Genomic DNA, 22,037 nt, shown 5'->3' on the forward strand with positions numbered 1-22,037 from the left:
GAAATTAGTGTTGTCTAAGTTAATATGAGTCTATTGATCGAGCCTCTTTGTCACTGTACTGACTTCATGTTACAATTCTCGTGTTTCCTGTGTTTTTAGATGTGAACTGTGTGGATGCCGCTGTCATAGGTTTGCAGTGGGGTGATGAGGGTAAAGGCAAAATCGTCGATTACCTTGCTGGTAGTTTTGATAGTGTGATCCGGTTTAATGGCGGGAACAATGCTGGACATACCGTCATAGTAGGTGAGAAGAAGCATAAACTTAGGATTCTCCCATCAGGAATATTAAGAGATGATGTTACTTCAGTGATCGGTAACGGTGTAGTTCTCGATCCATATAGCTTATTAGATGAAATTCGTCTCTTGGGTGAGAATGGTGTCTCCATAACGCCGGAAAAGTTACTCATTGTTGATAGTTGTCATCTGATTCTTCCATTGCATAAGGAGTTGGATGAGCTATTTGAGAGGACACAAAAAATAGGGACCACTAAGTGTGGAGTTGGCCCATGTTATCAGGATAAAGTAGCTAGACGAGGGATTCGATTATGTGACCTTCGTTCTGAAAAGTATCTAAAGGATGCCATCGGTAAATTGTTGTGTTATCACAACATTATCCGTAGAGGTGCTAGTCTCGCTGAAGTCCAAGTAGATGAAGTTCTGGATTCTCTAATGGCGATCAGAGATGAAGTAATACATTATGCTATTTCACCTTGCGAGCTGCAGGTCAGATTGTCCGGTAAACGGAAACTCTTCGAAGGTGCGCAAGGTATGCTTCTTGATATCGACCATGGGACATATCCGTTTGTCACCTCAAGTTCCTCTGGAGTAGGGCAGGTCGCGAATGGTGCGGCTTTGGGACCAGTCAAAAGTGTTATAGGAATTATGAAGAGCTATGCTACTAGGGTCGGTGAGGGTGCGTTCCCTACTGAGCAGAATAACTCTATAGGGACCGAATTGCAGAAAAGAGGCAGAGAAATAGGAACTGTCAGCGGTAGAATCAGAAGATGTGGTTGGTGCGATTTAGTTCTGGTTAGATATGCCTGTATCACTGCTGGTGTGACAGCGCTCGTTGTCACTAAACTTGATGTACTGGATTCTTTTAATGAAATCTCTCTATGTTATGGGTATAAGACTAAAGAGGGTAAAGTACTTGATGTCTGCAGTCCGAGTCTACTTAGCTCTACTGAATGTGAGCCTCAATACCTGAGACTGAAAGGTTGGAATTCATCCACAGTTGATGTTACTTCTTTCGAAAAACTTCCGAGTGAGGCAAGAGAGTTCGTGGGAAAAATAGAGGAGCTCCTTGGACTTCCTGTTCTGATGGTGTCCACGGGTCCCGGGAGGGAACAAGTACTCTGGAAGAAAATATAATCTTTTAAGATTTAGTTATACATTGATCAAGATAAAGTATAGAATATACCTTGTTATGTCATTGAGTTCGCATATAAAAGAAGTGCTTGTGCTTAGTTTCCCAGGCTTTCTCAAGAAGCTTGTCGATATAATCATACCTTCCAGGATGATAGCGACTTTTTTTTGGATAGGTTACCTACCTGAGTGGCAGAGTCATTGGGCTGCTTTCTTCACTATTCCTTTAGTATCATTGATTGTGTATTTTACTGTCGGATTCTCCTCGTTGGTCAGTATAGCTCAGGTTTTATTGATCACGTCAGCAGCGTTGTTGCTGTTGGGTTTGCTTGGTATATATACCTTCCAGAAGACCATTTTCTCTGAAAACAGATATGAGGTCACTATACATGTTGTATTCGGGCAATGTCTGATGCTAGCTCTTTCCGTTCCCCCTGTTACTCAGATTGTTGCGCAAGTCTTCTTGTTTAATTCGTTTCTCTGTGACCGCTTTTTGAACTGTGCAGGTTGGTTCCTTAGGGTTTCAACTTATTTTGTCGCTGGGCTCATTCCGTACTTCACTTTCAGATTAATAGATATAGTCAAGCCATGGCCCTCTTGTTGGATCGAAAGAGATTACCATAATGCCGTGAGTAACATGTTCGAAGGATTTTGTAATGCCGTCTATGCAACCTTATTGCTTTACCTTGTTACTTTTATGGTTTTTGATTTGCTCTTAATTGATGTCGTTGAATTCTATACCAGAGTCTTTCACGGACTTTTTTAAGAGTTGCGTGTATCTAAGGAAGTAGTCTGTTTTTATAGTGCTACTCAGTGCTTGTACCCTTGTGCTGGTCAAGTAGTGCCTGTATAGTCTCTTTGCTCTTGCTTCCAAGGATTTCAAGCAGTCCTTTTCCTGGCGTGATTTCCCTACCAAAGACACGTACTGTTGGAACTGCTGTTACACCCCATTTTCTACCTAGATCTTCTCCGTTTTCATTGCTTGCTTTGACGTTCATTTTATAAAAATTCATATCTGGATTATCTTTCGCCAACTCCTCATAGACTGGCGCGAAAGATTGGCATGCCCGGCAGTGTGGCCAGTAGAATTCCACTACGTTATGAAAGCTGCTCCCTAAATTGAATAGATCAATTACGCTCAATTCTAACACTTCTCCCATATAGGTCTTTTTTGTAAAATTAATTAATTATTTAATAAAATTGATAATTTTGTATTAATAATTTCTATCCACCTCTTTAAGAATGAGAGGGATATACTCTGAATAACACACAATATTATTACTTATATAGTGTAGAATGAGACAAGATCCGCAGTTCCCTATTTTCTTATTTGAAGCCTATTAGTAGTGTCGAAGAATTTGGTTGAAGGCTAAGTCTAATTTATTCCTGACTTCATCCTTTAGTGATGTCAAGTTCTTGGTTCTGCTCGTGATTATGTCGTGTAGGGTATTAATCAAGATGCAATTTATATCGTGTTTTTTCGCAAGTTCATAAAGTGACTCTAGTGTAGCTCTACCTTCGACCAGTGTGTTATTTTCTTTTCCGTCGATCAGTTCATATCCGAACTTGAAGTTACGCGATTTATCCGAAAAACATGTAAGGACTAGATCTCCTATCCCACAAAATTCGGTGATAGTATTTGGATCTCCATTTTTTACTTCCACGAATCCTTTGACTTCCGTCAACGCGATACTGACCAATGCAGCTAGTGTATTAAATTCCGAGCCTAGCCGAACTAATAGTCCACACAGTATTGCCACGGCATTTTTGAACGCGGCTATAACTTGCGCTCCGTTTATATCTTTTATGTATTTTGTGAAAAAAGTCCTCGTCGAGATTGCTTCGGAGAGCTCCTTATATTTTTCGCTATCAGCGGATGCTAGATTGGCAAACGAGTACTTTTCTGCTATCACCTCGTGGGCAAAATTTGGCCCCGAAAGGAAAAAAATATTGTTCTTGATTTCATCCTGGACTACTTCACTGATTAACATCATGGAACCTTTCTCTATTCCCTTATTGCACAGGATGATTTGAGCATCTTTTTTGATATTTTTTTTTATTTCTTTTAGTACCGCTCGCGTGCTTTGAGATGGTATTGCAATGAAAACTGATTCAGCTTGAGTTAGGATTGCAGGGTCGTTCGTAGCAATGATGCCCTGGTTCAATTGGAAGCCATCAAAGTATACGGGGTTTGTATGAGAGTTATTGATGCTATCGATAATTTTGTGGTTTCTACTAAGGATATGAACTTTTGGTGAGTTAGATGCAAGGAGATTTGCTATTGCTGTTCCCCATGCCCCACCGCCAATTACGACCGACTGCATGCATTCTCAAGGTGCCAATACGTGTCAATTTTACATTAAAGTGAATGTGCTGTCATTATCATTACAGTAATCCATTGACGACAAAGCTGAAATGCTCATCAGGTGTGATGATAAAGTGATCTATTAATTGTATGTCCACTTTTTGACAGATTTTCTGCAATTGTCTTATGATAACTAAATCTGGTTCAGAGGGTAGCGGATTTCCGCTAGGATGATTGTGTGTAAGCACTATTGCACTTGCCCCACAAGACAAACATCTTTTGATGATCTCCCTGGTACAAATCATGGTATGATCGACTGCACCGAAGTCCTGAATATATTCTTTGATCAGGGTATATTTTTTATTCAGTAGAAGAACGCATATTGCCTCAATGGGTCTATTACCGATGCTGATTCGTAGATAATCCACTACCGATTTCCATGATTTTAATACAGGCTGTGTCTCAAGATCCTCTCTTAGAATAGCTTGCATACTTTCGTGTACGATCTTTATGATTGCTACAACAGCGTCATTGACGCTTCTGACACTTTTCAAATTATCCTGCTCTGCGCCAAAGAGTTTTTTTTGAAACTTCCGAGTTCGTTGGGCAATGTCTTTGCCATAGGCTTCACGTCGACTCTGGGATGAGTCGCGAACAGAAGATATTCTAATAACTCATACTCTGATATAGTTCCCGCTTGTACTTTGTATTATACGCTGCCTAAGGCGTTCTCTGCGTCCTTTATGCAGCACACCCGTCCGGTCGACCTACCACTCCTTTTTCTCGGACCGTCGAGGCATTGAGTTCCAACTTCATCTTCTACGGTGCTTGTCTTTTGCGCAGTGCAACACAGTGGTATACAAGATAAGCAAGAGATATTTTACATCTCCGACATTTCTTCCTGACTTGGACTCTTTTCAGCATAAGCTTGCGACATAGTTTTCACCAGTGAAAGTACTTTACTTCTCACTGAATCCTGTGTGATCGCTTTGAAAGCACGTACTAAAACTAATAATTCCTTATTATGTTCATTTTCATGCTCGAATTCTATGCTGTTTTCTGAGTCGTATAAAGTATCGCATTCTCTTTCTTTATCGAGGGAATCGAAGAAGTAAGAGGGAGAAACTTTGCAGAATTTACATATATCGAGGAGTCTACTCACACAAAGACGATTCACGCCGCACTCGTATTTTTGGAACTGCTGGAATGTCACCCCAATCTCCTTTGCGATTGCTGCTTGACTATATCCTTTGAGCGTCCTGAGTCTGCGGATTTGTTTGCCAATCATTACGTCTGTTTCTGCGTGTTTTTTGAAGTTGTCGGAAATTTTAGGCATATGAAGATACTGTACTGTGAATAAACGCAAAGTGTTATGGTAACTCCTAACTAGTAGATAAACAATAACAATTATATTGAGATTATTAACAATAGTATAATGATAAATCCCATTTCTACATTCATTGGAGAATTCGGCAACTTGAGTGGGTGATGAGGTGAAAATAATTGTGAGATTTGCGCATTCTACAACCTTTTGGAAGGTATAAGTGTACTACATGGCAACATTATTTTGTCAGGATGACAGGCCAGGCGCCGGTTTGATTGTGGTGAATTCGAAGCTGTTGATTTAATATGAAGAAGCTAAGTAGTGTCCCTGTGAAGCTGCTCCACTAGTTTGACCCTTATAAAGGACGCGAGTACATTCTCATGCCACCGTTTTGAAAGCTTTTGAAAAGCATGAAAAGCATCATGTTTGAATTCAATTAGTGGATTCTTTTGTGCAACAGCCCTCAGATTGGTACTTAGTCTCAGATTTTCAAGAAACTGTAAATGTTCTTTCCAGAGCTGGTCCAGTATCCCAATCATTATTCTTTTTTTCACCAGTAACAGTAATTTGGGATCTGTATACTCTTTTTCCTTTTTTGAGATAATTTCTTCAGTTTTTCTTTCTATGAGTTCAACAATGTCCTCAGTCTTAGCTAGTGCCTCGAAATCTTCATCATAGACTGAGTGCATTGCTTTGGTTAGACTTGGAATATCATAGAAATTTTTTGATCGAGCGTTCTCAAGCAATTGGGAATTCACATCTCTTGCTATTGGGAGCAGATCTATGCTTTCGCTATCTATGATACTGTTACGTTGCTCAAAGATGACTTTTCTTTGTTCATTGATTACATCGTCAAACTTAAGCAGGTTCTTCCTAATTTCGTAATTTCGGTTCTCAACTTTTTTCTGAGCTTTCTCAAGAGAGCGTGTGATATATGAATGTTTTATAGCACCATTATTGGATAACTGTTTTTTCAATATATTGCGGATTCCGGGTGTTCCGAATATCCTCAACAGATCGTCCTCCAATGACAAAAAGAACTTGGATTCACCCGGATCTCCTTGTCTGCCCGACCTGCCTCTGAGTTGGTTATCGATTCGGCGACTTTCGTGTCTTTCTGTTCCGATGACATATAACCCCCCCGCATTTTGGACTATTTCTTTATTTTTCGCATATTCCTCTTTCATGCTATCGTCGTTGGCAGAGGTCTGAAAATCGATGTTGCCTCCTAACTGTATATCTGTACCTCTTCCAGCCATGTTTGTAGCGATCGTTATTGCGCCTGGTTTTCCTGCTTGCGCGATAATCTCGGCTTCAAAGGCGTGCTGTTTTGCGTTCAGGACGGAATGTTTGAGCTTCGCTTTTCTGAGTGCTGACGAGATTGTCTCGGATTGCTCTATACTAGTCGTGCCGATGAGGACCGGTTGTAGTTTATTTTGGCACTCTTTCACCGATTCCAGGATGGCTTGATACTTTTCTTCCTTTGTTGCATAGATTTCATCATCATGATCCATTCTGCGAATAGGTAGATGTGTAGGAATCTGTACGACTTCTAATCCATATATATTCGACAATTCTTCTTTTTCCGTGGCTGCAGTCCCAGTCATTCCTGAGAGCTTATTGTACAACCTAAAATAATTCTGGAACGTGATAGAAGCCAGAGTTTGATTTTCATTCTGAACCTTCAAGTTTTCCTTTGCTTCTAGTGCCTGATGTAAACCTTCAGAATAACGTCTTCCTTCCATCATGCGGCCAGTGAACTCATCTATAATGACTATTTGTCCATCCTTCACTATGTAGTCTTTGTCTTTATGAAATAATTTATTTGCCTTCAGTGACTGATTTAGGCAATGCACCAATGGAAGGTTTTTTGCTTCATATAGTGAGGAGCTGGCTTCAATGAGTTTTTCCTCGAGTAGCAACTTTTCAGCTACTTCCTGTCCTTCTTCTGTAAGGAAAACACTTTTATACTTTTCATCTACCGTGTATAAGTTGCTGTCAAGCTTCTTAGCGATTTTGTTCGCACGCGAATATAAATAGGTACTACTACTAGCTGCTCCGGAAATTATTAGTGGTGTACGTGCTTCATCGATGAGGATCGAGTCAACCTCATCTATGATTGCATAGTTGAGCCCCCTTTGAACCATCTCCTTCTTTGTAAACTTCATATTGTCTCGGAGGTAGTCAAATCCGAGCTCATTGTTTGTGGCGTACGTTATATCTGCTTTATAGGCATTGATTCGTTCGCTGTCCTGCATATCCGAAGTAATGCAGGAGACAGTCAAACCGAGATACCTATAGATCTGTTTCATCCATTCCGCATCCCTACGTGCTAGGTAGTCGTTCACGGTGACTATGTGGACACCCTCACCCAAAAGCGCATTCAGATATGCTGCTAGGGTAGCCACCAACGTTTTTCCCTCACCAGTGTGCATTTCACTGATCATGCCCTGGTGTAGAACAATTCCACCCATAAGTTGAACGTCAAAATGCCTCATACCTAGCGTCCTAATGGACGCTTCTCTTACACAAGCAAAGGCTTCCGGAAGAAGATCTGCTAGTTTGCTGTCTTGATTCAGTATGCGATCCCTAAATTCATTCGTTTTGCCGCGCAGCGCATCGCTGGAAAGACGCTGAATCTCACCCTCAAGAGAGTTGATGCAGCGCACGCTACTTTTCAGTTGATCCATAATCTTTCGATTCCGAGAATCGAAAATCCTATGTATTAGACCTAACATTTCACCTTTTGAGTGGTACTACACAGAGGACACTATTGTATGATCTTGTTCAAAGATTATCAAATATCCATAGATAATCTTCTTTTCTGTTACTCTTAGTTATGAAAGTTAAATTCTTACATTTGTGATCAGTGTTTTCCCCAGCTAAAACTAGGCTAGGCAGAGAAAGTCTGCGCGAATATTGGGACCCAATGAAAATATAAATCTATGGAAACTGATATTAAGGAATGCTATAATCAGGATGGTTGTGTAACAATGATATTGGTTTTTGGTTTATATTCTCGGAATATGATAAAGGAGCCCTTACTGCGGTTCGTTGCTTCTCGAAATCATAAGTGCCGGTTAGCATCTGGTTAACGAAAAGTTTACACACTATGATATAAGGTTGTCTACAGTCTTGGTTGTCATGTGTGATAGGTTTTGTGACGTGCTTCCGAGGTTTTTGCGGGTGGGCTATTGATTTATACGAGTCGGACTAATAATAATCGTCTTATTGCTAGATTTGTTGTTTGTCCGCGATTTTGTCTGAGCTATTGCTTTCTGCTTTGTGAGTGTTTTCTCGTGTTTTTAGCTAAGTTAATTTTTCGGTGTAGGGTGGAGGTTAAATGCGTATACTAGTCGTTGATGATGAACAGAAAGTGACAGATTGTGTCAAAAGTATTATTACCTCGGTGGGGTATGTGTGTGATACGGCGTCGTGTTGCCGCGATGCTTCTGCACTGATTAACTCAAGCAAAGGTGACTATCAGTACGATTTGATAATCTTGGATAGGGTCCTGCCAGATGGTGATGGTCTGGACATGATTCTGAATCTGCGTTGTAAGAATATAAAGACCCCAGTGATCTTTTTCTCTGCACTCTCTTCGTACGAGAATAAGATTAAGGCCTTCGATTTCGGTGCGGATGACTTCATTGCAAAAAGTGAGCTGCATAAAGGTGAGTTCCTTGCGAGAATAAGAGCTGTTCTTAGACGTTGTTTTAGTCATCACTTTTCCAAGTTCAAGATAGGGAACATGTTGGTCGATTTTCACATGCAGGTGTGTAAGATGCGTGGTAAAGTCGTCCAGCTGACGAACAAGGAGTATTCGATGCTGGAACTTATGTGTCTGCATGGAAGAGGCGCGATTATATCCAAAGATAAGTTTATAAGTCATCTGTACTCTAATAACGAACCTACCGAGCAAAAGATCATCGATGTATTTGCGTGTAAATTACGTAGTAAGCTCGCCGCTCACAACGACGGTGTTAGCTATATAGAGACAGTCTGGGGTAGGGGTTATACCTTGAATGAGAACGTTCCGCCTCTCAGGAGCTCTTCCGCGAAGATATCCAGCGGACGCGCAGAGAGTCGCAATCATGAAGATGAGTCAACTCATGCTCTTCAGGACAGCCACAGCTAGTGTCTTGGAGTTCTTGTTGCTATCTTTTGATGACGTAATAGCTGGATTTTCCCTGGTTTTGGGATCTACTGTATATGTGCGGTCCTCACCTTTGTTCTGGGTTTGGGCTGATTGGTACTGCCTCTGATTGCTGTGTGGTTCGCTTGAGGACCCTCTTTTTTAATTCTTTGTTATTCATGCCTAGGATTCTACCTGCGAAAAGCGCAGCATTTTCCGCACCTGCTTTTCCTATTGAGAAAGTGGCTACTGGTGTTCCTGAAGGCATTTGACATATTGATAGCAAGCTGTCGATGCCATGTAGAACTCTTCCCTCGATTGGTACTCCTAGAACTGGTACTGATGTCATCGAAGCTACCATTCCTGGTAGGTGTGCTGCACCTCCTGCACCTGCTATGATTATCTCAATACCACGATTCTCTGCATTTCTTGCAAATGTGTACAATCTTTCTGGTGTTCTGTGTGCGGATATCACCATTGTTTCAAATAGGATATCTAATTCCTTTAAGATTCTCTCTGCGTGGCACATCACCGTATAATCGGATGTGCTTCCCATGATCACAGATACCTTGTTGACACTCATTTATAGTCACTACTTCAAACATTAGATTCTAATTGATACAACTAAGACCATTCAATATCTTTCCGTATAATGCATAGGTGCGTTCTTTAAGTACAGCCTTTCTACAGAGATTCGAATTTCAATCGCGGTTGCGGTTCTGGAGATAGTTCTTTACATCCAAAATTCATTCTTTCTATTGCTGCCCATGCGATCATTGCTGCATTGTCAGTGCATAACTGCACAGGGGGGAAGTAAAGTGATAAGCCCCTCTCGTTCGCGAATTCCTGGATGCTTTCCCTTATATAGAGGTTTGATCCTACTCCTCCTGTGAGAACTATTCTGCGGTGTCCGGAGATTTTGACTGCTTGTTCTAATTTACTCGTTATTATTTTCACTACGCATGCCTGGAATGATGCACAGATATCTGCTTTATCCTCGGAAGTCACTATAGGTAGTGAATCAATGATTTTCTTCAGGGCTGTCTTTATACCTGATAAAGAGAAATTACAATTAGATTGATTTATCATTGCACCCGGTAGATGGAATCGAGAAGGATTTCCATTTAAAGCGAATTTCTCAATAGTCTTGCCACCAGGATACGGGAAACCCAGCATGGTTGCCAGTTTATCAAAAGTTTCACCGAATGCGTCGTCCAAAGTTTCCCCTAGAACGTTGTACTTCCCAATACGTTCTGTGCATACAAGCTGTGAATGACCTCCGGATATCAAAAGCGCGATAAAAGGAAAATCAATTTCATAAAACAATCTGGATGCAAGTATGTGTCCTTCTAGGTGATTAATGGCTAATATTCGTTTTCCCAATGAGAAAGCAAGCCCTTGAGCCATCATTGTTCCGACTATTAGTGAACCTATTAATCCTGGACCTTTAGTATAGGCTATAGCGTCTAAGCTTTTCAGATCATGCGCAAGGGACGCTTTTTCCAACAGCAATGGAAGGATTTTCAGATGCTCCCTGGAGGCAAATTCAGGATAGACGCCGTTATAGATCCTGTGGTCTTGCGTGAAGATTTCATGGAACAATACGTGTTTATTGCTGGAGACAACAGCAACTGATGTTTCATCGCAGCTTGTCTCTACACCCAAGACCAATATCGGCTTAGAACCCATTCGAGACTGGAAGAAAATTAGGAATCACGTAACAGGCCAATGTGTTTATAGTATTTCTGTGCCCCTGGATGTATAGGTGCATCAACATTTTCCGGCACCAGATCGACCTTTATCAGATTCGCGAAAGCAGGATGTATAGATTGTAGGGTTGAGAAATTCTGGAAGATACTACCTACCAATTTATAAGCTTTATCTTCAGGGAAGTCTTTCCTAACGTAGAACACTGACTTAACCGCAACAGTCTTGATACTTTCCTGGGGAGTCACACCTGGATAAAGGTCAATCGGAATGTGGTATGAGTAGTAATACGGGTAATCTGAGACTAATTTTTGCTGTGTTTCTTCATCAAGGGAAAGGAACTGTACACCACAAGTTGCTAGTGCTTCTTGGAATAGACCACTAGGATGCCCTATCACTGTTGTCATTACATCAATTTTTCCATCGCATAGTGCCTGAACTTGCTCGGATGAATTTAGTTCAGTAGCAACCTTGAAATCACGAGTTGTCCATCCTTTAGCTCTCATGATGTTTTCTATAGTACCTCTCACACCTGTTCCTGGTGCACCTATGTTTACAATCTTACCTTTGATCTCATCGAAAGACTTGATATTCGAATTTGTTCTGACTAGTACAGTAAATGCTTCTTTGTGAGTCGCGAAAAGAGAGCGCAGAGACGTCATAGGTTTCATTGATGAGAATTGACCTACTCCATGGTATATGTCGTACGCCCAGTCTCCTTGCGAAGCAGCTATTTCTAAATCACCATGTCTAAGTGCATTCAGATTATACATCGCACCCGGTGTGGACTGAACAGAGCAGAAAATGTCCAAGGTCTTATCCGCTACAGAATGCTTTTTCAGGAATCGACATACCGCATTCCCTGTTGCATAGTAAACCCCAGATATAGAACCGGTACCGATCCTGAGAAAATATCTTTCTGTCGCATACACAGATGTCGTACTCAGAAAGAATAGTAGCAGCAGCGCTATTTGTCTGAAACTGGAATTCAACATCTCCACAGGACTTTCGTTTTTCATGATCCAGGGTTAATTATATTTTACAAGCATACCTAATACAAATCTCTTATGTGAGATTGTATTCACTTGAGAGAAGCATTTCTTTTAAGGATTGGGCTTATGTATTTACGTACGGTTTATCATTTAAAATGAAAACACGCGTCAACGACCTTTCCTTAGATCCGGGTATTTTTGTATACAGCTCCGCAGGAGATTCTAAGGAATGATATCTTTCCAATTGGTGTACGTGTAGATTATATTCTTTATCCTTTTATAACAGCTGGAATGTGCGATGTTTTAATCGTAGGAATGGGTAGAACAGGGAAATCTCTTCTATCATTTTTCGCAGCTAGAGGCGCGAAAAAAATTTTGGTTTTCGATGACAAAGAGAAATCTGCAGATTTCGGCTACCCACAGATTGTAGAACATGTTGATCATAAAAATCTGGATTGGAAGAAAGTAAGAAACGTTTTTGTTTCTCCAGGAATACCAATTAAATATCCCTTCTGTCATGAAATCGTTTCATTTGCCATACAAAATGGCTGCAAGCTTACTAATGATGTTCAGTTTTTCCTGGATCTGTTAGAAGGGAAAATCGCGGTAGGTATCACAGGTACGAATGGGAAATCGACAACCACTGCGATGATTTCACACATCTTGGGAAATAATTTTATTTCTGTGGGAAATATAGGTAGGCCTGTGATGGAGCATATCAACGATGGTGTTGGATACATTATTGAACTCTCATCTTATCAGCTGGAAATGTGTAGTGATCTACCTCTTTCCAGTGCTGTACTGCTTGATATTACACCTGATCACATGGATAGGTATGCAAGTCTTGATGATTACGTGAAGGCGAAGGTCCGGATTTTCGATAATCTGGAGACCACAGCTATCGTTGCGCTGAACTCCTGTGTAAATAAAAGAATTTTTTCTGAGCTCAGCAATCGACGTAAAATAGGAATGTCTGTAACTGAAATGCTTAATCAGGGTTTCTCAATGATTGGAAATACGATCTATGAGAATTCACGCGAAATTCTTACAATTCCCCGTTCTGTAGTACAGTTTCAAGAGAATTTACTTGCTGCGTTTGTCTGTACGAGATTATATAACATTTCGGAAGAAGAATTTTTCAGGAAGATTATTTCTTTTAAATCCCTTCCACATAGAACTGAAAAATGCGGTTCATACAAAAATGTGACTTTTGTTAATGACAGTAAGGCTACCAATATCGAGTCATTGCAAAAGGCGATTTCCCTATACAGTGGGAGCAACCTTTATCTCTTGGCTGGAGGCAGGGAGAAGCATAAGAATGCGGTTGGAGATAGTGAATCCTTGAAAGGGGTAAAAAAAGCATATTTTTTCGGTGAAGCTGCTCAGAATTTTGCTATGGCGCAATCTGGGAGTCTTGAATATAAGGTTTTCCGTAGATTCAAAGATGCATTTCTCGGTAGCGTGAGTGATGCACTTGCTTCCAGTGATGAGATAGTAATACTTCTTTCGCCTGGCTGCAGTTCTTTTGATGAGTTCAAGAATTTTGAAGAAAGAGGTGATTATTTTAAAGGCATGGTAAGGTCGCTTCTTGGACAGCCTCACTGAATATTTCTTTGACAAATACTCCATAATTCATATTAAATCCTGGGCGGTGTTTTATTCTGTACCTGGATGGTATACTTCATCTATCCGAAGTGGTGATTTATCCCGCTTATACCTACTCATCTATTACTCACGACCATTGTATCTCATATGAGTGGAACTTCTTGTGCATTTGTGAATGAATACCTGGTGAAAAAAGTGGAATCAGTTGAACAACTGATTTGCGAGTCTATTATCACCCAGCTGCGAAGTGTGGAAGATGCGAAAAAAATGGTTGCAGCAGGAAAAAAAGTTCGTGCATTGTTAGCATTGATTTCGTTTGCGTTATGTGGAAATGCCGATCAGGATACGGAGATTCGTGCAGCTGCGACCATTGAGCTAATCCATAATGCTACCTTAATGCATGATGATGTAATAGATGAGAATTATATGCGTCGTGGGAGGGCAAATATAAAGAGTATCTACGGAAATAAAATCAGTGTTTTGACCGGTGATTTCATCCTAAGTGTCGCCTTCGAAATAATACTTGAATGCAAAAATTTAGCTGCAGTGTCATTACTTTCCAAAACGGCGAAGCAACTATCCGAGGGAGAAATGCTACAGTTGTGTACTATCGGAAGGATAGTGACTGAGTCTGAGTATTTGGAAATCATCGGGAAGAAAACTGCCATATTATTTTCGGCTGCTACTGAAATTGCTGCCATATTGAGTAATAGGAAAGAACATATACTTCTTTTCAGAGAAGTGGGGCACTTAATTGGAATAGCCTTCCAAATCATTGATGATGTCATTGATTATGATTCCTCGTCTAAAATAGGGAAAGAGGAGGGTAATGATTTTCGGGAATCCAGATTCACATTGCCGTGTATGATTGCGTATAGAGATGCAAAATCCAAAGCAGCGAAAAAGTTTTGGAGCGAAGAATTTTTCAGCGCTGCGAAAAATATAGAAGATGCTCGATTCTTTATGAACGAGGTGAGTGCTATGGAAAAAGCGTCAGATATTGCAGTGGGATACATAAAGGAAGCTGAAAAGAAACTTAGTATTTTCCGTGAGAGTCCACATTTTTTTCTTATGCAGCAGTTCCTCAAACACATCTCTGAGCGATTGCGCTGATATTGCTAGTATAGTGTGGTTCAATAAATTCTGCGCTGTTTTATGGTGTTTCTTCTGTTAATAATTGGTTAAAATTTCCAAAATATGGCATTAGGTGCCATTTGAGTTGGGAAGAATCATAGTGATGGACCCATTATGTTTATTTGCAGCCGAATTCCAATAAGGGGCCGCTGCGTTGGCGTTGTTACTGTTTGAGTGCTTGAGTCGGTATTTCAGTAGTGAGTCGCGCGCTGGTGTTGTGTTATTACAGGTGTTTTATCAATATTAAGATATTCTAGATGCAGATTTATTTTCCAATAGCTGAGATCTCGATTCCTATTTACGTAGTGATGGTGGTGGGTCTGATTTCCGGTGTGATGGCAGGTCTTTTTGGTATTGGTGGGAATTTTATCACCATTCCTACGCTGATTTTTATGAATATTGCACCTACAGTTGCATTATCTAGTGCGATAAATCAAACAGTTGCTTCATCATTTGCTAGCTTTCTCAACCAGCTGAAGCAGAAGAATGTTGACTTATCAATAGCTTTCTATCTGTTTCTGAGTGGCGCATGTGGGACGCTACTAGGTTCTTTCCTGCTCATGTATTTACAAGAGAAGGGTAATATCGATATAGTCATATTCCTTATATATATAGGAATGCTTGCCAGTATGGGTTCAATTATCTCGGTTGATAGTGTTTGCAAGCTATTTGCAATGCGTCTTGCGAAAACTACCTATCACGAATCTCCTTCTAAAGAGTCAGTCGCTGGTAAATGTTCGAGGTTTGTGAATAAGCTACCTTTGAGACGTTACTTCCATTCAGCGAAGACAGAAATCAGTATAGTTGCGCTTTTTATAGTTGGTCTGATTGTTGGTTTGATACTATCTCTTTCCGGTGTAGGTGGAGGCTTTTTACTTGTCCCGACTCTTATATATCTCTTCAATCTACCAACTAGAATGGCTATAGGCACCTCAGTATTCCAGTCGGTTTTGGTGTCTGCATCCGCTACTTTTCTCCATGCTATCACGCTCCACACGGTTGATGTTCTTTTAGGTTTTTTTCTGAGCCTCGGAGCAATTTTTGGTGTTGCTCTTGGAGCAAGACTCAATCTTACTCTACATCCACTGATACTTAGACTATTATTGTCTGCTGTGATGTTTGCAGGGGTTTTTAGATTACTTTGCGCTTTGTTTCTTACGCCGGAAAATTTGTATTCCTTTTTTACTCTCAAGTAGTGAAAGTCGTAGTATTGATTGTTGTAATCTCGCATATTCTTTTTTTCAGCTCAGCAGAGGCGTTCTCTGTGATTGCTGATCTGTCCCCGAGTAGAATCGAGATTCATTCCAAGTTTACAGGCAAGAATATCCTAATCTTTGGTGCCCTGATGGAGAAAACAGACAATATAGTGATAATTATCCATGGACCCGAAACAAGTATGGCTATACACAAAAAGGTCAAAGTATTAGGTCTGTGGACAAATGGAGCAAAAGTTCTTGTGAATAGGGTACCTTATTTTTTTTCCTTCTCTTCAGCAACGATGCCGTACAGGAAAATCAAGCAAATTTTTTATGAGGAATTTATTCCATTTTCACATGAGAGGGATCTGAGCAACGATGAGCGGGAAATGGTGGAAGCACTCATACAGAACAAGATTCGATCTTCCCTGTACCAATTTGAGAACGCAGTCGAGATCATCAATGACAGACTTTTTCGTGGGAACATTTTCTTGCCCGGCAATATTGTCAGAGGGAAGTATACCGTAGAGATCATTGCTCTAGACGACAATAGGATCGTTGGCATTGAATCAATACCGCTCGTTGTTGTGAAGACCGGGCTAGATGCTTGGATCTTTGATATGAATCATTCTCATCCCATACTATATGGCTTCGCCGCGATTATAGGAGCCATTTTCATAGGGTGGTTAGGGTTCTTCGCCACGAACAGAAAGAAATTCTTTAATAAGAGCGGTAGCTGAATCAATCACATACACCTCATAAATCCTGATCATCCGATAGATCGCGGATCATCTCGTCTATATTGTTGACTCTACCGTAATATTTTTCACCCTTGTCAACTATGGGCGCGAAATTTTTGGCTCCACAACCGCAGAGGAAGAGTACAATCACAGCACAGAGCGTTAACCGAAAAAATCGTCCCATAACTGACGTATCTCTTATATCAAATTATCAATATGATACTTTGAGACCTGAAGAAATTACATAACCTTTGTTATTATCACCTTTTGGTACACCAGCTTCTGAGGTGACAAAATATCTTCCACTCACATAAGGAGTGAGTTCATATGCTTCTCCTGTTAAGCGGTAGTGTGTTCCAATAGAAATAACATGCAATGTACTTTTGTCGGATTTTTTCAACATATTATCGCTCTTCATGTAGTTGACACTGAACATCATTGGGCCACTTTCGAATGCTGTACCTAATGTCATATAGGTAAGTTGACCGTTTGTACTGACAAATTGCTTTGGATCATCTATACCCTTTGAGAGATCAAGTTGCATGTTTTTATTTATTTTAATTCCAGAAAGGAAAGAATTGCCAAATGATCCTGCAAGCTTGATACCATACATCTCTGCCATTCCGCCAATCTCGAATCTCTTTAGAGGATGGTGCAGATTTCCAGTTGGCTCTATGAGGCTGGTTTGCCCAGTGATGGAAACACCATAGTTCAGATTCTTTGCAATTCCAGTATATCCACAACCGAAATCCAAAATATCGCGATATATTCCATCAGCAGTTCTGTTTGTGTAACTCACTGCTAATTTGAATGCGCCGAGTCCAGTAGTGGTGAAATTCGCTCTGATTGGAGCATCATATGCTACATAATAATTCGGGTGGACCAAGAACGGGTGAGTTACATTTTTATGTCTTTTATGCTGTGTGCTACTAGTGCTGGTATCAAATACAGCGTGTTCAGGCCTTCCTTCAAGGTTTGCGACTTCAGTCCAATCCAAATCTCTGATTCCTGCGCCGGTAGCTGCAACTGACGATGCATCAATTTTCAGTGCTGAGGTTGCGCTATCATTAACTTGGCCCATCTCAAATCTTCCATACGGTGCTTCAAGGAAGATATATGCGTTCCTGGTGCTGACTGTTTTACTCATATCGAACATCGGTTCTAGCAGAACTCCATAAGAGAAGTCTGCCATTTTACGTCTTGCCTCGATTGATATCCTACTTTTGCTGAGGATTTTATTTGGACGGTCATACTCACCTGAGATACCTACGTTATATAGGGGTTTAACATCACTAGCGCTAGTTGGTGTTCCACTGTGCGGAAGGTTCTTGATTTTCAATAGGTTTTTACTAAGTTCGAAAAAATCTTCATTCTTCCCATAGTGGAACGAGAAAACACTACTTCCCTTTATTGTGAAAGATGGTTGATTTATTGTATTATGACCAGAAGAAGTACCTGTATGGACATTTTTGCTACATCCACAAGTTTTCTTACATCCACAAGTTTTCTTACATCCACAGCTTTTCCCTTCTAGAGGTGGTCTTGTTCCAATTGATGGGTTCTCTACAGAAGCGTATACAGGACTTGTGAGCAATGTAGAAATGAATAGAATTTTAGCGATGTTGCATATCATAAGTTTTGATAAAAAATAATTATTAAACTAAAATATCCATGGAATCTCTGTTTCACCCAGGATATTTCTGCTTAGCAGCACATAAAAAAGCGCAAAATACCAAGCTTAACAGAAAGTACATTGTACTGATCAAAAAGTCTAGTGGAAAAATGATAACTTTTGCTCTCTGAGATTAAGGATCGGCTTCCTGAGCTGGAAATTACTGAGTCGTTACTGTCTCCTGTATTGTGTGTACATCACTGATGTGCAAAATCCTGTCTTTAAGGACCTGTTTTGACTCATGCCCCCTACCAGTGATGACTATTATTTCTGACGGTTTGGCTGTCCTTATTGCGTATTTTATTGCATTCTGTCTACCATCTATTTCCAGTGCTTTGGGACAATGATGGAGCAGTTCTTTTCTGATCTTTTCGGGTGCTTCACTACGCGGATTATCGTCAGTAATGATGACCTTGCTTGTCATTTTAGATGCGATCCGTGCCATGAGCGGTCGTTTTTGTTTGTCACGATCGCCGCCGCAACCAAATACGAGTGTAATATCATTGTACGGGAAGTGCCACTTCAATGACAGCAGAAGATGTTGTAGTCCATCTGGTGTATGAGCATAGTCGATCATAATCTTACAGCGGTCTCCTGGATGTTTAATAAACTCCATTCTTCCTATTGGAGCAACGATCTTATCATATTCGATGTTATGAACATCTATACCACATGACAGCGCTAATCCTATGGCTGCAATCAAGTTATTTCCTTGGAATTTACCAAACACTTTCAATGGGATTATGAGTTCCTTATCAAGCACTTTTACTTTCAGGACCTGACCAATTTGATTCGGAAGCTGCGAGATTATTTGTATATCACCTGTATTGCCATAAGTAACGACATGTTTATTTGGACAAATTTGTCTTATCCTTACCGCGTATTCATCTAGTGTAGGTAGTACCATGGTTCCATCATCAGGTAGGATATCCGAGAATAATCTCAACTTTGCCTGGAAGTACTTATCCATATTTTCATGGTAGTCTAGATGTTCATGGGTCAAATTACTGAAAGCTACAGCTTTTAATCTAACACTGTCCAATCTTTTTTGCTCAATTCCTTGACTGGAAGCTTCAAGACAGCAGTATTGGACGGCGCTTTGAGCAAGTTTATCTAGGAGCTTGTGAAGATCCGCGGCATCTGGGGTGGTGAGTTTAAGTGGCTGATTTAGTTCACGGACGTTACTACTCACCCCGAGTGTGCCAAGACTAGCTGCTTTCTCCCCTGCCAAAACGCATATTTGAGAGAAGAATGAGGAAATACTAGTTTTCCCATTAGTGCCTGTGGCCGCGCATACATATTCTGGTTGCTTGTTCCATAGAAAAGAGCATATCCTGTGATATATTTCCCTTGGGTTCGAGTGAAAAAAGAATTTTACCTCATTTCCTCGATATTGTGGTTCTTGCTTTGTGAGTACTATTTTTGCTCCTCGCTTCAATGCATCTTCGATATAGGAATGACTTTTTTCGGATGGAGCGCAGAATAGAAAATCCTTTTCCACTTCCCTTGAGTCCATAGTGATGTCTGGCACTTTGTTCTTCAGTATCTCAGAGCAAATTTCCTCGTATAACTCAGCCATTTTTGTAATCATGGATCTTCAGTTCATTTCACTGGATAAGCAAGCACTTAACTCAAGCGAAGTCCCCTATGATAAATCTACGTCATACTTGGGTTATTTGATACCTTTTTTTAAATTCGCATACATCGTTAATGATACAAACCCTACATTTTGGTTGCTTTGCTTTACAAATATACCTTCCGTGTAATACGAGCCAGTGATGTGCCTGAGGTAGAAAAGATTCGGGTACGATTTTCAATAATTCCATTTCAGTAGCGAGGACATTTTTTGTTTCTACTAGTCCTATCCTATTGCTTACCCTGAAAACATGTGTATCTACTGCGATTCTTTTAGCTCCGAACAGTGTACTCAATATCACGTTTGCGGATTTTCTCCCTATACCGGGTAGGGATTGTAAATATTCGAAATCGTTTGGTATATCAGCTTGGTTATCGGCGATTAATTTTTTAGATAAAGCAATGATATTCCTGGCCTTATTGTTGTGTAGTCCAATGGTTTTTATATATTCCTTTAGTTCCTCTGTACTCATTTTTGCATACTGCTCTGGTGTATCAGCGATTTGGAAAAGTACTTTCGTTGCTTTGTTCACGCCTACATCTGTGGACTGTGCTGATAACAATACTGCAAGTACAAGTGTGAATTTATTTTTATATTGCAATTCGATTTTGGGATCGGGTCTTGCTTCCTGAAACCTTTTGAGTATTTCTATGACTTGTGATTTGCTAAATGACATCATTATCCTCACACTGGCGGAACTGCATTGATATATTTTTGAAAGATAGCTGCAGACTAATTCCGATTCTCTTCTGTGTTGTGCTCCTGCCGCGAGTAGAGAAAAAAACTAACCGGTATAGAAAGAACATAACACAGAGATAGAATCGGTATAGTGATCCAGGGCTTGAGTATGAATGCAACTGCTGTCACAGCAAAGAAAAACATTAATATGGACTCCAAATACTGCGGAACAGAAACATTCTTGAGAGAGAATGTCGGGATTCTACTTACAGTAAGTACCGAGATGACGAGTAGATAAACAACCAAGAAATAATGGTTAATCACGATAGGGGTGATTATTGTGCACCCCTCGCAACCGAAAGTAACAATTACCGGCAAGACAGCTAGTATTCCGCTGGCGGGTGCCGGAATTCCATCAAAAAACTTTAATGCTCTCCCTTTATCTTCCGTTGAAGCGGACTTGACATTGAAACGAGCGAGCCTTACTGCCATGCAAACTACGAATATCATAGTGATGCCCCACCCGAAGACCTTAACATTATGTAGTTCCCAGAGGTACAACATGAAGGCGGGCGCTATACCGAAACTCACCATGTCAGCTAGGGAATCTAGTTCTGCGCCAAATCTGGAACTGGATTCCAACATTCTCGCTATGCGACCATCTATTCCATCTATGATTGCTGAGATCGTTATTGCGGCGAGAGCGAGCTCCCACAATGCCCCCAACGAAAATCGTATCGAGGTGAGACCAACACACAATCCCAAGAAGGTGATGAGGTTAGGAAAAAATCGTGCTATAGGTATAGATCGGGTTCGCACGGTTATTAATCAAGTATGTGTCCAGTCACCACAGGCAAGCTATCGTTGAGTAGACCTAACACCGTCTCTCCAGCGATGACTGTCTGTTGCTCTGTGACAAGGATCTTCATATCTTTAGGGAGATACACGGTGACCCTACTACCGAATTTAATAATTCCAAAACGCTTCCCAGCCGAGACCTGTTGGTCTTTCTTTAGATCGCAGACAATACGCCTTGCAAGGAAGCCAGTCTGTTGGACAACGACTATCTTCCTTCCATCCGATAACTCTATGACTACTTCTTGTCTTTCGTTTTCATCCTCTGAACTATCGTAATCTGCACGGAGTTTCTTTCCGGGTATGTAATGAAGATTCCTAACTACCCCATTTATAGGAATCCGATTAACATGGACATTTAAAGGACTGAGAAAGATGCTAATCTTATTCATTTCATCTTCTATTCCACTACTTTTCGGAGGTACTGTACTCTCTATTCTGCAGACAATCCCGTCCGCCGGGCTGAGAATAAATTCTTTGCAAACAGGCACGGCACGTTGCGGATCCCTGAAAAAATAAATCACTAAAGCAGAGATGGCGATTCCACAAAGTCCAAGCAGGGGGAGGAAAAAGAAGGCCAGAGCTGTACAGAAAACTACAATGCCTACTGTTAGGAGGCCTTCCTTATGAAGAGAAAACTTTGTCACGACTCAAAACCAACTTGCTTGCCAATACAATCAATTCAGTACTATAT

At 40.6% G+C, this 22,037-nt stretch carries 21 protein-coding genes; 7 read left to right on the forward strand and 14 right to left on the reverse strand.

Annotation, left to right across the window (positions count from 1 at the left end):
- Positions 1-89: 89 nt before the first annotated feature.
- Both NHE_RS00890 and NHE_RS00895 read left to right on the forward strand, forming a co-directional pair.
- Positions 90-1,370: an adenylosuccinate synthase gene (locus tag NHE_RS00890; RefSeq protein ID WP_232215005.1), complete on the forward strand. Its 1,281-nt coding sequence runs from the start codon at positions 90-92 to the stop codon at positions 1,368-1,370.
- Between the two features lie 55 nt (positions 1,371-1,425).
- Positions 1,426-2,130 (forward strand): phosphatidylglycerophosphatase A, encoded by a 705-nt coding sequence (locus NHE_RS00895; RefSeq protein WP_232215006.1) that lies wholly within the window; start codon positions 1,426-1,428, stop codon positions 2,128-2,130.
- 40 nt (positions 2,131-2,170) lie between these two features.
- Here the strand turns inward: NHE_RS00895 and NHE_RS00900 are convergent, their stop codons facing one another.
- The 5 genes from NHE_RS00900 to secA all read right to left on the reverse strand — a co-directional run bounded on the left by NHE_RS00900 (position 2,171) and on the right by secA (position 7,731).
- Entirely contained in the window at positions 2,171-2,515 is a 345-nt protein-coding gene (locus tag NHE_RS00900; protein WP_232215007.1) for a thioredoxin family protein, read from the reverse strand.
- Between the two features lie 189 nt (positions 2,516-2,704).
- Positions 2,705-3,688 (reverse strand): NAD(P)H-dependent glycerol-3-phosphate dehydrogenase, encoded by a 984-nt coding sequence (locus NHE_RS00905; RefSeq protein WP_038558977.1) that lies wholly within the window; start codon positions 3,686-3,688, stop codon positions 2,705-2,707.
- Between the two features lie 61 nt (positions 3,689-3,749).
- The gene (locus tag NHE_RS00910) at positions 3,750-4,223 is read right to left on the reverse strand and encodes a JAB domain-containing protein (RefSeq protein WP_051579516.1); all 474 of its coding nucleotides are present in this window, start codon (positions 4,221-4,223) and stop codon (positions 3,750-3,752) included.
- Positions 4,224-4,549: 326 nt separating this feature from the next.
- The gene (locus tag NHE_RS00915) at positions 4,550-5,005 is read right to left on the reverse strand and encodes a helix-turn-helix domain-containing protein (protein ID WP_038558980.1); all 456 of its coding nucleotides are present in this window, start codon (positions 5,003-5,005) and stop codon (positions 4,550-4,552) included.
- 302 nt (positions 5,006-5,307) lie between these two features.
- The gene (secA, locus tag NHE_RS00920) at positions 5,308-7,731 is read right to left on the reverse strand and encodes a preprotein translocase subunit SecA (protein WP_038558983.1); all 2,424 of its coding nucleotides are present in this window, start codon (positions 7,729-7,731) and stop codon (positions 5,308-5,310) included.
- 605 nt (positions 7,732-8,336) lie between these two features.
- On the opposite strand from secA, the gene NHE_RS00925 reads away from it, so the two are divergent.
- On the forward strand, positions 8,337-9,131 hold the full coding sequence (locus tag NHE_RS00925) for a response regulator transcription factor (protein ID WP_038558986.1): 795 nt from the start codon (positions 8,337-8,339) through the stop codon (positions 9,129-9,131).
- 85 nt (positions 9,132-9,216) lie between these two features.
- Here NHE_RS00925 and purE read toward each other — a convergent pair whose 3' ends face one another.
- From purE to NHE_RS00940, 3 genes are all read right to left on the reverse strand, one after another.
- A complete protein-coding gene (gene purE / locus NHE_RS00930) occupies positions 9,217-9,711 on the reverse strand; it encodes a 5-(carboxyamino)imidazole ribonucleotide mutase (protein WP_038558989.1) in 495 nt (164 codons plus the stop codon).
- A 101-nt stretch (positions 9,712-9,812) separates the two neighbouring features.
- Positions 9,813-10,817 (reverse strand): tRNA (adenosine(37)-N6)-threonylcarbamoyltransferase complex transferase subunit TsaD, encoded by a 1,005-nt coding sequence (gene tsaD / locus NHE_RS00935; RefSeq protein ID WP_038558992.1) that lies wholly within the window; start codon positions 10,815-10,817, stop codon positions 9,813-9,815.
- A gap of 17 nt (positions 10,818-10,834) precedes the next feature.
- On the reverse strand, positions 10,835-11,854 hold the full coding sequence (locus NHE_RS00940; RefSeq protein WP_232215009.1) for a TAXI family TRAP transporter solute-binding subunit: 1,020 nt from the start codon (positions 11,852-11,854) through the stop codon (positions 10,835-10,837).
- A gap of 264 nt (positions 11,855-12,118) precedes the next feature.
- On the opposite strand from NHE_RS00940, the gene murD reads away from it, so the two are divergent.
- The 4 genes from murD to NHE_RS00960 all read left to right on the forward strand — a co-directional run bounded on the left by murD (position 12,119) and on the right by NHE_RS00960 (position 16,502).
- Positions 12,119-13,432 carry a UDP-N-acetylmuramoyl-L-alanine--D-glutamate ligase gene (gene murD, locus NHE_RS00945; RefSeq protein WP_156927337.1) on the forward strand — a complete coding sequence of 438 codons (1,314 nt, stop codon included), beginning with the start codon at positions 12,119-12,121 and terminating at the stop codon, positions 13,430-13,432.
- Between the two features lie 186 nt (positions 13,433-13,618).
- Positions 13,619-14,545: a polyprenyl synthetase family protein gene (locus tag NHE_RS00950; protein WP_232215010.1), complete on the forward strand. Its 927-nt coding sequence runs from the start codon at positions 13,619-13,621 to the stop codon at positions 14,543-14,545.
- A gap of 278 nt (positions 14,546-14,823) precedes the next feature.
- Positions 14,824-15,762: a sulfite exporter TauE/SafE family protein gene (locus tag NHE_RS00955; RefSeq protein WP_038559000.1), complete on the forward strand. Its 939-nt coding sequence runs from the start codon at positions 14,824-14,826 to the stop codon at positions 15,760-15,762.
- Positions 15,762-16,502, forward strand: a complete 741-nt coding sequence (locus tag NHE_RS00960; RefSeq protein WP_051579519.1) for a TIGR02186 family protein — start codon at positions 15,762-15,764, stop codon at positions 16,500-16,502. Before NHE_RS00955 ends, NHE_RS00960 begins: the two co-directional genes overlap by 1 nt.
- Before the next feature lie 16 nt (positions 16,503-16,518).
- On the opposite strand, the gene NHE_RS04355 is transcribed toward NHE_RS00960, so the two are convergent.
- The 6 genes from NHE_RS04355 to NHE_RS00985 form a co-directional block, all read right to left on the reverse strand.
- Positions 16,519-16,686 carry a hypothetical protein gene (locus tag NHE_RS04355; protein WP_156927338.1) on the reverse strand — a complete coding sequence of 56 codons (168 nt, stop codon included), beginning with the start codon at positions 16,684-16,686 and terminating at the stop codon, positions 16,519-16,521.
- A 27-nt stretch (positions 16,687-16,713) separates the two neighbouring features.
- Positions 16,714-18,135 (reverse strand): porin, encoded by a 1,422-nt coding sequence (locus NHE_RS00965; RefSeq protein ID WP_051579521.1) that lies wholly within the window; start codon positions 18,133-18,135, stop codon positions 16,714-16,716.
- A 199-nt stretch (positions 18,136-18,334) separates the two neighbouring features.
- The gene (locus NHE_RS00970; protein ID WP_198014748.1) at positions 18,335-19,753 is read right to left on the reverse strand and encodes a Mur ligase family protein; all 1,419 of its coding nucleotides are present in this window, start codon (positions 19,751-19,753) and stop codon (positions 18,335-18,337) included.
- An 82-nt stretch (positions 19,754-19,835) separates the two neighbouring features.
- Positions 19,836-20,486 (reverse strand): endonuclease III, encoded by a 651-nt coding sequence (nth, locus tag NHE_RS00975; RefSeq protein WP_156927339.1) that lies wholly within the window; start codon positions 20,484-20,486, stop codon positions 19,836-19,838.
- A 56-nt stretch (positions 20,487-20,542) separates the two neighbouring features.
- Positions 20,543-21,307 carry a CDP-alcohol phosphatidyltransferase family protein gene (locus tag NHE_RS00980; protein ID WP_038559007.1) on the reverse strand — a complete coding sequence of 255 codons (765 nt, stop codon included), beginning with the start codon at positions 21,305-21,307 and terminating at the stop codon, positions 20,543-20,545.
- Positions 21,308-21,312: 5 nt separating this feature from the next.
- Positions 21,313-21,990: a phosphatidylserine decarboxylase gene (locus tag NHE_RS00985; RefSeq protein WP_038559010.1), complete on the reverse strand. Its 678-nt coding sequence runs from the start codon at positions 21,988-21,990 to the stop codon at positions 21,313-21,315.
- Between the last annotated feature and the right edge of the window lie 47 nt (positions 21,991-22,037).

The sequence above is a fragment of the Neorickettsia helminthoeca str. Oregon genome (genome assembly GCF_000632985.1).
In the GTDB taxonomy this organism is placed as follows: Bacteria; Pseudomonadota; Alphaproteobacteria; order Rickettsiales; family Anaplasmataceae; genus Neorickettsia; species Neorickettsia helminthoeca.

Excerpts from the sequence above, each read along its gene's own strand:
- NHE_RS04355 (WP_156927338.1), bottom strand. The coding sequence starts at position 16,686 with ATGGGACGATTTTTTCGGTTAACGCTCTGTGCTGTGATTGTACTCTTC.
- purE (WP_038558989.1), bottom strand. The coding sequence starts at position 9,711 with ATGAGTGTCAACAAGGTATCTGTGATCATGGGAAGCACATCCGATTAT.
- NHE_RS00895 (WP_232215006.1), top strand. The coding sequence starts at position 1,426 with ATGTCATTGAGTTCGCATATAAAAGAAGTGCTTGTGCTTAGTTTCCCA.
- NHE_RS00965 (WP_051579521.1), bottom strand. The coding sequence starts at position 18,135 with ATGATATGCAACATCGCTAAAATTCTATTCATTTCTACATTGCTCACA.
- tsaD (WP_038558992.1), bottom strand. The coding sequence starts at position 10,817 with ATGGGTTCTAAGCCGATATTGGTCTTGGGTGTAGAGACAAGCTGCGAT.
- NHE_RS00955 (WP_038559000.1), top strand. The coding sequence starts at position 14,824 with ATGCAGATTTATTTTCCAATAGCTGAGATCTCGATTCCTATTTACGTA.
- murD (WP_156927337.1), top strand. The coding sequence starts at position 12,119 with ATGTGCGATGTTTTAATCGTAGGAATGGGTAGAACAGGGAAATCTCTT.
- nth (WP_156927339.1), bottom strand. The coding sequence starts at position 20,486 with ATGTCATTTAGCAAATCACAAGTCATAGAAATACTCAAAAGGTTTCAG.
- NHE_RS00940 (WP_232215009.1), bottom strand. The coding sequence starts at position 11,854 with ATGAAAAACGAAAGTCCTGTGGAGATGTTGAATTCCAGTTTCAGACAA.
- NHE_RS00925 (WP_038558986.1), top strand. The coding sequence starts at position 8,337 with ATGCGTATACTAGTCGTTGATGATGAACAGAAAGTGACAGATTGTGTC.
- NHE_RS00970 (WP_198014748.1), bottom strand. The coding sequence starts at position 19,753 with ATGGCTGAGTTATACGAGGAAATTTGCTCTGAGATACTGAAGAACAAA.
- secA (WP_038558983.1), bottom strand. The coding sequence starts at position 7,731 with ATGTTAGGTCTAATACATAGGATTTTCGATTCTCGGAATCGAAAGATT.
- NHE_RS00905 (WP_038558977.1), bottom strand. The coding sequence starts at position 3,688 with ATGCAGTCGGTCGTAATTGGCGGTGGGGCATGGGGAACAGCAATAGCA.
- NHE_RS00915 (WP_038558980.1), bottom strand. The coding sequence starts at position 5,005 with ATGCCTAAAATTTCCGACAACTTCAAAAAACACGCAGAAACAGACGTA.